Here is a 9,406-nt window from a genome sequence, read left to right as displayed (position 1 = left end):
TCAGGTCGGGGTCGCTGCGGACCTTGTGCATGTAGCCGGCCCAGAGCACCACGGCACCGGCGTCCAGCACCGGCGGGCGCAGCGAGGCGGCGATGAAGGCGGCGAGGCGTTCCTCGGGCGCGGCGCCGACGCCCTCGATGGCGTCCGATCCCTTGGCGGTCATCCCGTCCATCAGCGCGCGGTAGGCGGCACGCGACAGTTCGTCCTTGGACTGGAAGTAGTGGCGGATGAGACCCGGCGTGACACCTGCCCGTTCGGCGATGGCACGCACCGTCGCGGCCTCGGGCCCGCCTTCGGCCACCAGGTCCTGCGTCGCGGCGATCAGCGCAGAGCGGCGGGTCTCTTCGCTCTCACGGCGGTAGAGGCGGCGGGCGGGTTGCATGGCGACCTACTGTTATACGCGCGTATAATCATTCGGAGATCCCGGGAAGTCAACCGCTACGTCTCGCGGTGGACATCCTTGTGGATGATCACGTCGGCCTGGGGATAGGCGGCAAGGATCGCCCGCCGCAGGCTGGCGCCGATGTCATGCGCCTGACGCAGGCTCTGGTCTCCGTCCAGCTCGATGTGGAGGTTGACGAAGACGCGGCTGCCCGCGGTGCGGGTCTTCAGGTCGTGGTAGCCGCGCACGCCGGGCCAGTCGGCGGCGATCCGGGCGATGCCGTCGATGATCGTCGGGTCGGCTGCCCGGTCCATCAGCGCGTCCCAGGCCGTCTTGCCGATGCGCAGTGCGCCGATGACCATGACGGCCGCGGCAGCGAGGGCGACCACGGCGTCGATCATCCCAATCCCGAAACGGCGCGAGGCCCAGAGCGCGACAAGCGCGCCGAAGCTGGGCAACAGGTCGCCAAGGTAGTGCAGGCGGTCGGCGGCGACGACCTTGCTGCCGGTGCGCTGCGCGACGCGGCCCTGCCACCAGACCAGCGCCAAGGTGATCAGGATCGATGCGAGCATCACCACCAGCCCGCGCCCCTCGGATGCCAGCTGATGCGGGGTATCGGCCATCAGGCGGCGGGCCGCGGCCCAGCCAATGACGCAGGACGAAACCAGGATGAAGGCGGATTGGGCGAGCGCGGCAAGGTCCTCGGCCGAACTGTGGCCGAAGGCGTGATCCTCGTCCGCCGGGCGGGCGGCATAGACGATGGCGACGGCGGCGCCGAGCGACATCATCAGGTCCAGCGCGGAATCGGCCAGCGAGGCGGCGATGGAAAGCGCGCCGGTCTCGGCTAGGGCCCAGAGCTTCAGCGCGACCAGGAGTCCAGCGACGAGGACCGAGGCGATGCCCGCCGAGATCGCCAGCCGGACATCGGGTCTTGCGGGATCATTCGACAATCTCGCCCTCCTTCACGCCCCAGACCGCGCGGGTGTTGATCCAGCCGCGGGTCCCGTCGAGCGAGACGCGGCACCAGTCGGGGATGCATTCCAGGATGCGCCCCACGACGCCCATCTCGGCCTGGGCGACCACGGTGGCGTTGTCGGCCGGGCTATCGCGCAGCTCGGCCATGTCGAGCGTGACGAGCACGGTGCGAACCCCGGAGAGGAGCGAGTAGTGCACCCAGCCGCCCGCGCCTTCGGAATCCTCGACGCGGCGCCAGTTCTCGTATTCGGCGGTGATCTTCAGCGGCATCCCGGCGCGGGTGAAGACCCAGTCGATCCGGTGGGTCAGGCCGGGCCCGCGCCGGGCGTTGCCCTCAGACCCTTTCAGCGAGACGAAGCGGGGCAGGGGCAGGTTGGTTACACAGCCGACGTCGGGCTGGCATTGCTTCTCGGGCGGCTTGTCGGTCTTGACCGGCGCATCGGTTTCCTGCGCTGCATCGGTTTCCTGCGCTGAAAGGCCGCCGCACCCAAGCGCGCCCAGAACCGCCAGCATCGCCAGAAACCGTCTCATGCCTTGCCTCACCGGATGCCGTTCCCGACGACACCGCCCGCCGTTACCGCTCACCGGGTCTTGTGCATCGCCCCGCTTGGCGGCACCTTGCCCGAAGGACGCCGGATTTGGAAGTGTCGGGGAGATCACGTATGCCTGCCAGCCACCTGACTGTGGTCGTGACGCGACGGCTGCCCGAGGCCGTGGAGACGCGGATGAAGGAGCTGTTCGACGTCGAGTTGCGCGACCCGGACGTGGCGATGACCCGCGAGGAGCTGGCCGAGGCGATGCGGCGGGCGGATGTTCTGGTGCCGACGATCACCGATGTGATCGACGCAGGGTTGCTGGCGCAGGCGGGCGAGAAGCTGAAGCTGATCGCGAATTATGGCGCCGGGGTGGACCATATCGACGTGGCGACGGCGCGGCAGCGGGGCATCCTGGTATCGAACACGCCGGGCGTCACCACCGAGGACACGGCGGATATGGTGATGGCGCTGATGCTGGCGGTGACGCGGCGGATTCCGGAAGGGCTGCAGGTGATGCAGTCGGGCAGCTGGACCGGCTGGTCGCCGATGGCAAATCTGGGCGGCCGGCTGGGCGGGCGGCGGCTGGGCATCCTGGGGATGGGGCGAATCGGTTCGGCGGTGGCGCGGCGGGCGAAGGCCTTCGGGCTGCAGGTCCATTACCACAACCGCAAGCGCCTGCGCCCGGAAGTCGAGGCCGAGCTGGAGGCGACGTACTGGGAAAGCCTGGACCAGATGCTGGCGCGGATGGACATCGTCTCGGTCAACTGCCCGCATACGCCCTCGACCTTCCATCTCCTGAACGCGCGGCGGCTGAAGCTGATGAAGCCTTCGGCCGTGGTGGTGAACACGTCGCGTGGCGAGGTGATCGACCAGAATGCGCTGACCCGCGCCTTGCGGGCCGGCGAGTTGGCGGGGGCGGGGCTGGACGTCTACGAGCAGGGCGCCGACATCAACCCGCGGCTTCTGGAACTGCCGAACGTGGTGATGCTGCCACATATGGGATCGGCGACCGTCGAGGGGCGCATCGAGATGGGCGAGAAGGTCATCATCAACATCAAGACCTTCGCGGATGGCCATCGCCCCCCCGATCAGGTGGTGCCGGGGATGTTCTGACCCCCCGGCTGTCCGGGGCCGATGACCACCACATCTAGGCGTTTCGCGTACCCGAACACGCAACCTGAAGGTGAAATTCGGAAGAATCCTGTGGAGAAACCGGCTTTGACCGCTTGGATCGGTTGCCGTGTGCAGTATCTGTCCCTATGCAAAAATGGTGGGCCTGCGGCAATCGATCCGCGGGTTCAACCTGTTAGAGGAGACGGAGAATGATGGATTTCCTGAAGCCGGTCGTGGTGGCCGCAACTGTTCTGTCGGCATCGGTCGCGCAGGCCGGTGGCCCGGTGATCATCGAGGAAGGCCAGGGCGAAGAGATCGCTGCGCGGCCCGCAAGCTCGGTCGGTATCCTGCCGATCCTCGGCGCGCTGGTGCTGATCTGCCTGGTAGCCTGTGGTGGCGGTGACGACGATCCGGCTCCTACTCCGACACCGCCGGTCGACCCAAAGTGACATTCGTGACGGGGGATCGGTCGGTGATCCGGCCGATCCCCCTTGTCGCGTTACAGGATCGGGTAGAGCCGGGACGTTTTCGGGCGCTGTTGCAAGAAAGCCCATGGAACCGATTCATTCTACCGGGGCCAAACGAATCCTTTCTGCCTTTCCCACCATGGGCATAGCCTTTGATCACAAGCTCCGGGCGTTCCGGATTGGAGAGAGGAATCTGCCATGAAAAAGATTGCTGCGCCGCTGCTGGCGCTTGCGATGACCGCATCGGCTGCCTTCGCGGGCGGCCCCGTCATTGTTGAGGAAGAGCCGGTCGTCGAGGCCGCTTCGCCCCGTTCGGGCTGGATCGTTCCGGTCATCATCGGCCTGATCGTCGTCTGTGCCATCGCCTGTGGCAATGACGACGACGAGCCTGTGACCACGGCACCTCCGGCCTGATCCGCAAAAGGGCCTTGGCTGGGTCTGGAATTCTCACGGCAGCGCAGAAATGCGCTGCCGTGTTGCTTTCGGAAGCTCGTGGCTGTGTGGCCAAAGAGAAATTCCATTCATCAGACCGACAGGTCCAGGATCTTGAGTTGGGCCGTCGGGGATGATGCATGTTTGGCACATGCAAAAACTTCCTTTCGATCCGCTGCCTGCGCGCGCTTGTCTGTCCGGCACACTATTGTCTATTGGCCCCGAGGCCCATTCGGCCCCTCATGAGACAAAGGAACCCAACCATGAAAAAAATCGCATCGACTGTCCTGGCGCTCTCGCTGGCGCTGAGCTCGACCACTGCCTTCGCTGGCGGCCCGGTCGTTGTTGTTGAAGAAGCCGCGCCGGCCGTCGAGGCTGCCTCGCCCCGTTCGGGCTGGATCGTTCCGGTCATCATCGGCCTGGTCGTGATCTGCGCGATCGCCTGCGGCAACGACGACGACGAGCCCGCCCCGGCTGTTGCCGGCTGATCCAGCGGCCAACCGTTCGTATCGGACAGCATTCAAGGTCTTGGCCATCTGGATGGATGGCCAAGACCTCTTTATTTCTGAGCCCTTGCTTCTTCAGATCCCGTTGATCGGCACCTTGAGGAAGCGTTTGCCGCTTTCGTCTGCCGGGGGCAGGTCCCCGCCGCGCATGTTCACCTGCAGCGAGGGGATGATCAGCTTCGGCATGGCCAGCGTGGCATCTCGCGCCGTACGGAGCGCGACGAACTCCTCCCGCGACTTGCCGACGATGTGGATGTTGTGGGCCTTCTCCTCGCCCACCGTGGTCTCCCAGCGGATATCGCGGCCGTTCGGGCCGTAGTCGTGGCACATGAAGAGCCGCGTGGCGTCAGGCAGGGACAGGACCTTCTGGATGCTGTCGTAAAGCTGGCCGGCATCGCCGCCGGGGAAATCGGCGCGGGCCGAGCCTCCGTCCGGCATGAAGAGCGTGTCCCCGACGAAGGCCGCATCGCCCATCACATGCGTCATGCAGGCGGGCGTATGGCCGGGGGTGTGCAGAGCAATGCAGGTCATCCCGCCCAGTTGGTAGGTATCGCCGTCATCGAACAGCCGGTCGAACTGCGACCCGTCGCGCTGGAACTCGGTCCCCTCGTTGAAGATCTTGCCGAACGTGTCCTGCACCATGGTGATGTTGCGCCCTATGCCGATCTTCCCGCCCAGCTGGCGCTGGATATAGGGCGCGGCGGACAGGTGGTCGGCGTGGACATGCGTCTCGATCAGCCAGTCCAGCCGAAGCCCGTGGGCGCGGACATGGGCGATGATCTCGTCGGCATGGGTATAGGTGATCCGTCCGGCGGCATAGTCGATGTCCATCACGGAATCGACGATGGCGCAGGCGGTGGACGCGGGATCCTTCACCACATAGCTGATGGTGTTGGTGGCGGGGTCGAAAAAGCCCGTCACCTCGGGCTTCACGGTCAGGTCGATGGCTGGGGTCATGGGAACCTCCGGATCACGCGGGCTTGCGGGTGGGAGCACGGAACTGCGGCGCCCGCGCGATGAAGAGGCCGCCGAACAGGGCGGCGCGGGGCAGGAAGGCCAAGGGATAGCCCGTGCCGATGGCCGGAAGCGCCCCGCCGGGGTAGAATCCGGCGATGCCTCGGCCCATGCCAAAGCTGGCCGTGCAGGGCGTCAGCAGAAGGGCGGCGAGGCCGGTCAGCGCGCCACCCCCCGGCGAGATCCATGGGGTGAAAACTGTCTCCAATGGCTCCTCGGATCCTGCAGGTGTCGATCCCCGCCACAAGACAGAGCGGGCAGAATGCCCCAGGCGGCGGTGCGTGGCATGATGACACCAACCAGCGCTGCTGCCCAGACCATCCAGCCGGGGGACCGGTCGGGGCGCGGCTGGAGGCAGCGGAGAATTTCAACCGGAAGGAGAGCTTGCACCACCTATGCCCGAAGTTGACCCAACTGCAGCCATATTCGGTGACGAGGAGGAGGCGCAGGGCATGAGGCCCTACCGACAGAATCGCAAGGGCGGGCCAGAAGACAGGGGATCGGCATGAGACAGGTTTGCACAAGGGGTTTCACTGTGGCCCGGGTCGGGTCGCGGGCGGCGGGGATGGCACTTGCCGTTTCGGCCGGGCTGGGCGTGGCGGCCTTTGGACAGACGGTCCGGATCGAGACCCGGTCGATGCTGGTGCAGGTCGAGGCGCAGGCATCGAGCCAGGAAACCGTGCGGCTTCTGGTCGGGCTGGGACGTATCCGGGCCGACCTGCAACTGGGGATGCTTGTCTTGGGCGAGCCGTCGGCGGCGGCGCATTTCGGCCATCCGCGGGCGGAGATATTGCCGGGGATCGCAGAGGGTCTTCAGGCAGCGGGCGTGGGGGATCTGGCGCCGGTGCTGCAAAAGCTGGAGGACGGTGGCGCCGAGGATGCGGTTCGGAAGGCCTATCTCGAGGCAGAGAAGGCGCTGCTGAAGGCGCGCAGCACGCTTGCCCCCTCGGGCGAGGATGCGGCGCTGGCGGTGCTGGAACTGGCCAGGTTGTCGGCGGGCGGGATCGCTGCCTCTGGTCCGACGGAGATGCGCGCCTATCAGGTCGCCTGGGCGCAGCTGATGGTGGCGCGGGGCGAGCTGGACCTGCTGGCGCGCAGCGCCGACCCGGGCCTGGCGCAGCTTGCGCTGTCCGAGGCGATGGCTCTGGACGAGATCATCCTGTCGATGCCCGATCCGGCGGGGTCCGGTCCTGTGGCCTTCGACCCGGCGCCGATCCTGGAACTGGTCAAGCGGCTGGAGAGACGGGACGAGGCAGCCTGACCGGGCTCCCGCCCGCATCAGGCCCTGAACCTGTCTCCTTTCGGGTCGTATAACAGTTCGAGGGCCAGGTAGGCGGGGGTTTCGTCCCCGGCGATGATCAGGCTGTAACGGCCCCTGGTCAGCCAGTCCTCCGTCACGCCGCCGGGGTTGCGGATATAGCCGTAGCCACCCGAGGTGAGGTAGCCCACCGGCTGTCCGTCGCGCAGGATCGTCTCGCGCCCGAGCAGGACGGCCGACAGGAAAGCTTGTGCCAGTGGCAGGCAGGTGGTCGGCGATCCAGCCGAAGTCATGGGTGCGAAAGCCGGTGCCGGTGACGATGTAGAACCGGTCTTCGGCCAGCCTTGCGACGGTAAGGTCGGCCTCGATCCCCCCGCGCGAGTTGAGAAGCTGGGTATAGGTCAGGCGGCCCGCGTCCCGCGCGACACGATTGGCGCAGATCGCCTCCAGCGCCTCGGCCGCCTTGGGGCCGGAGAGCTCGTATTTGGCGAAGGAGGACTGGTCGAACAGCCCGGCACAGGCGCGCACCTGACGGTGCTCCTCGCCCACCGCGTCGAACCAGTTCTGACGGCCCATGCCCTCTGTCTGTCCCGGCCTGCGGTTGCAGGCAGGTGACTGCCGCCGCTTCCGGAACAGACGCACGCTCTCCCGATCCTCTCCGCCGCCGCGCCGCCTTCCCTGTAAAGCGGCCGATCGGGGCCCGTCACCTTTCCCCTTGCTCCCGCCGTTTCGCCCCGATAAACGGGCAGGCGGAGATGTGGCCGAGTGGTCGAAGGCACGCCCCTGCTAAGGGCGCAGACCTCTAAAGGGTCTCGAGGGTTCGAATCCCTTCGTCTCCGCCATAATCCATTGGTATCACGTTATTTCTCGGCTCTTCTGGGAAAGACTCGGTGTTTCCGGGCGTTAAGTCGGTTTTGAATTTGCAGAGACGTTTCCGTGGGCCGGTTGAACCCGCATTTTTTGGGTGACCGCAGTCCTGGTGGCGCGAGGGATCGGGTTTACCTTCGTCTGACAGCACCGAGCGGCGGCCCCAGCATCGCCCCCAGCATCAAAGCTGCAGGCTGCGGGCCAGCAGCAGCGAATCCTCGGCCAGGACCTTGACGTGGTCGCGCATCGCGGCGCTGGCACGGGCGCCGTCTTCGGCGAACAGGGCCTCGGCAAGGATCTCATGCTCGCGCTCGGCGCTTTCGCGGCGGCCGGGCAGGAAGGTGATGAAGCGGCGGTAGGGGCCGAGGCGGCGGTTGATCTGGCCGATCTCGGACTTCAGCGCCCGGTTGTCGGCAGCGTCGTGGATCGCACAGTGGAAGGCATCGTTGGCAGACAGGTAGGCCTCGGCGGCGTCACTGGTCGCCTGCCGGCGGCAGGCCTGATAGGCGGCCTCGATCCGGGCGCGGTGGAATTCGGTCATCCGTTCGCAGGCCAGCCGGATCGCCACGCCCTCAAGTTCGCCGACCAGTTCGAACAGCTCCACCACGTTGCTGACCGTCGGGCGGGCGACGATGGCGCCGACCCGCGGCTCGTGGGTGACGAGGCCGCTGACCGCCAGCGCCCGCAGTGCTTCGCGCACCGGGGTGCGCGATGCGTTGTAGCGCTGCGCGATGGCTACCTCGTCCAGCTTCTGGCCCGGGGCGAGGTCGCCGCGAACGATCTCGGCCTCCATCTCGGCGGTGATTCGCTCGGCCTGGGTCCGGCTGCGGCCCGTCTCCTTGGCGGAAGGCTCGGGTGAACTGATCTGCGACATCGGTTCCTTTCTCCAGATTTGCCTATATAATAGGCAAATCCAGCCGGCTTTCGGTAAATAATGCACAAATATTATGCATACAGATACCGAGATGAAGTTTAATGTATACACGCGTTATGCGTCATGCTCACATTTGATAGCAGAATCAGAAAACGGTCGGAACGCTAATCCGGCGGCGGAAAAGGGAGCGAGACATGGACCTTGGTCTTCGGGGCCGGCGCGTATTGATCACCGGCGCATCGCAGGGCATCGGCGAGGGTATCGCCGAGGTCTTCGCCGAGGAAGGCGCCATCCTGCATCTGACCGCACGGTCGGCCGACAAGCTGGAAGCCATCGCCGACCGGTTGCGCAAGGCCCATGGTGCAACGGTCTCGGTCTGGCCGATGGACCTGAACGAGAAGGGCGCGCCCGAGCGGCTGGCCGGGGCGGTCGGCGACGTCGACGTGCTGATCAACAACGCCGGCGTGATCCCGGGCGGCAACCTGTTCTCTACCACCAGCGAGACCTGGCGTGCCAACTGGGAGCTGAAGGTCTATGGCTACATCAACATGTGCCGGATCTATTACAGCCGGATGAAGGCGGCTGGCGGCGGCGTCATCATCAACGACATCGGGAATGCCGGCGAACGCTACGACGCTGACTACATCGCCGGCACCACCGGCAACGCCAGCCTGATGGCCTTCACCCGAGCCCTGGGCGGCCGCAGCCTTGACGACAACATCCGCGTGGTCGGCGTCAACCCCGGCCCAGTGGACACCAGCCGGATCTACAAGTTGCTGAAACGCCGGGCCGTGGATTGGTACAGTGACGAATCCCGCTGGGAGGAACTGCTGGCGACCTATCCGCTGAGGCGCCCCGCCAAGGTGCGCGAGATCGCAGACCTGATGGCCTTCCTGGCTTCGGACCGCTCGGGCTATACTACCGGGGCGATCTTCACCGTCGATGGCGGCATCGCCTCGCGCTCCTCGATCATCTGAGGCGA

The 9,406-nt window shown here is 66.2% G+C and carries 13 protein-coding genes, 1 tRNA gene and 1 pseudogene; 7 read left to right on the top strand and 8 right to left on the bottom strand.

Annotated elements, in window-relative coordinates; translation table 11 throughout:
* The 3 genes from V7Q39_RS01645 to V7Q39_RS01635 all read right to left on the bottom strand — a co-directional run.
* Positions 1 to 382, bottom strand: a 382-nt coding sequence (locus V7Q39_RS01645; RefSeq protein WP_333814503.1) for a TetR family transcriptional regulator, incomplete at its 3' end; no start/stop codon positions are given.
* A 56-nt stretch (positions 383 to 438) separates the two neighbouring features.
* Positions 439 to 1,332: a cation diffusion facilitator family transporter gene (locus V7Q39_RS01640; protein ID WP_333814502.1), complete on the bottom strand. Its 894-nt coding sequence runs from the start codon at positions 1,330 to 1,332 to the stop codon at positions 439 to 441.
* Complete coding sequence (locus V7Q39_RS01635) at positions 1,322 to 1,888, bottom strand: SH3 domain-containing protein (RefSeq protein WP_333814501.1); 567 nt, start codon at positions 1,886 to 1,888, stop codon at positions 1,322 to 1,324. Before V7Q39_RS01635 ends, V7Q39_RS01640 begins: the two co-directional genes overlap by 11 nt.
* Before the next feature lie 131 nt (positions 1,889 to 2,019).
* On the opposite strand from V7Q39_RS01635, the gene V7Q39_RS01630 reads away from it, so the two are divergent.
* From V7Q39_RS01630 to V7Q39_RS01615, 4 genes are all read left to right on the top strand, one after another.
* Positions 2,020 to 3,006 (top strand): 2-hydroxyacid dehydrogenase, encoded by a 987-nt coding sequence (locus tag V7Q39_RS01630; protein WP_333814500.1) that lies wholly within the window; start codon positions 2,020 to 2,022, stop codon positions 3,004 to 3,006.
* A 209-nt stretch (positions 3,007 to 3,215) separates the two neighbouring features.
* Positions 3,216 to 3,455: a hypothetical protein gene (locus V7Q39_RS01625; protein WP_333814499.1), complete on the top strand. Its 240-nt coding sequence runs from the start codon at positions 3,216 to 3,218 to the stop codon at positions 3,453 to 3,455.
* Between the two features lie 216 nt (positions 3,456 to 3,671).
* Positions 3,672 to 3,887 (top strand): hypothetical protein, encoded by a 216-nt coding sequence (locus V7Q39_RS01620; protein WP_333814498.1) that lies wholly within the window; start codon positions 3,672 to 3,674, stop codon positions 3,885 to 3,887.
* A 281-nt stretch (positions 3,888 to 4,168) separates the two neighbouring features.
* Positions 4,169 to 4,393: a hypothetical protein gene (locus tag V7Q39_RS01615; RefSeq protein WP_333814497.1), complete on the top strand. Its 225-nt coding sequence runs from the start codon at positions 4,169 to 4,171 to the stop codon at positions 4,391 to 4,393.
* Between the two features lie 93 nt (positions 4,394 to 4,486).
* On the opposite strand, the gene V7Q39_RS01610 is transcribed toward V7Q39_RS01615, so the two are convergent.
* A complete protein-coding gene (locus tag V7Q39_RS01610) occupies positions 4,487 to 5,368 on the bottom strand; it encodes an MBL fold metallo-hydrolase (protein WP_333814496.1) in 882 nt (293 codons plus the stop codon).
* Between the two features lie 13 nt (positions 5,369 to 5,381).
* Positions 5,382 to 5,633 (bottom strand): hypothetical protein, encoded by a 252-nt coding sequence (locus tag V7Q39_RS01605; RefSeq protein WP_333814495.1) that lies wholly within the window; start codon positions 5,631 to 5,633, stop codon positions 5,382 to 5,384.
* A 357-nt stretch (positions 5,634 to 5,990) separates the two neighbouring features.
* Here V7Q39_RS01605 and V7Q39_RS01600 point away from each other — a divergent pair, with 357 nt between their 5' ends.
* Entirely contained in the window at positions 5,991 to 6,686 is a 696-nt protein-coding gene (locus V7Q39_RS01600) for a hypothetical protein (protein ID WP_333814494.1), read from the top strand.
* A 17-nt stretch (positions 6,687 to 6,703) separates the two neighbouring features.
* On the opposite strand, the gene V7Q39_RS01595 is transcribed toward V7Q39_RS01600, so the two are convergent.
* Complete coding sequence (locus V7Q39_RS01595; RefSeq protein WP_333814493.1) at positions 6,704 to 6,976, bottom strand: hypothetical protein; 273 nt, start codon at positions 6,974 to 6,976, stop codon at positions 6,704 to 6,706.
* Between the two features lie 25 nt (positions 6,977 to 7,001).
* Positions 7,002 to 7,259 (bottom strand): annotated as a pseudogene (locus tag V7Q39_RS01590) (FAD-dependent oxidoreductase); the annotation flags it as partial.
* A 175-nt stretch (positions 7,260 to 7,434) separates the two neighbouring features.
* On the opposite strand from V7Q39_RS01590, the gene V7Q39_RS01585 reads away from it, so the two are divergent.
* Positions 7,435 to 7,525, top strand: a tRNA-Ser gene (locus V7Q39_RS01585).
* Between the two features lie 206 nt (positions 7,526 to 7,731).
* Here the strand turns inward: V7Q39_RS01585 and V7Q39_RS01580 are convergent.
* The gene (locus V7Q39_RS01580; protein ID WP_333814491.1) at positions 7,732 to 8,424 is read right to left on the bottom strand and encodes a GntR family transcriptional regulator; all 693 of its coding nucleotides are present in this window, start codon (positions 8,422 to 8,424) and stop codon (positions 7,732 to 7,734) included.
* Positions 8,425 to 8,618: 194 nt separating this feature from the next.
* On the opposite strand from V7Q39_RS01580, the gene V7Q39_RS01575 reads away from it, so the two are divergent.
* Entirely contained in the window at positions 8,619 to 9,401 is a 783-nt protein-coding gene (locus V7Q39_RS01575) for an SDR family oxidoreductase (protein WP_333814490.1), read from the top strand.
* Positions 9,402 to 9,406 lie beyond the last annotated feature (5 nt).

The organism is Tabrizicola sp. (assembly GCF_036781545.1).
GTDB lineage: Bacteria > Pseudomonadota > Alphaproteobacteria > Rhodobacterales > Rhodobacteraceae > Tabrizicola.
Note: the sequence above shows the minus strand (reverse complement) of the source record. Positions and strands in the feature narration are given on the sequence as shown.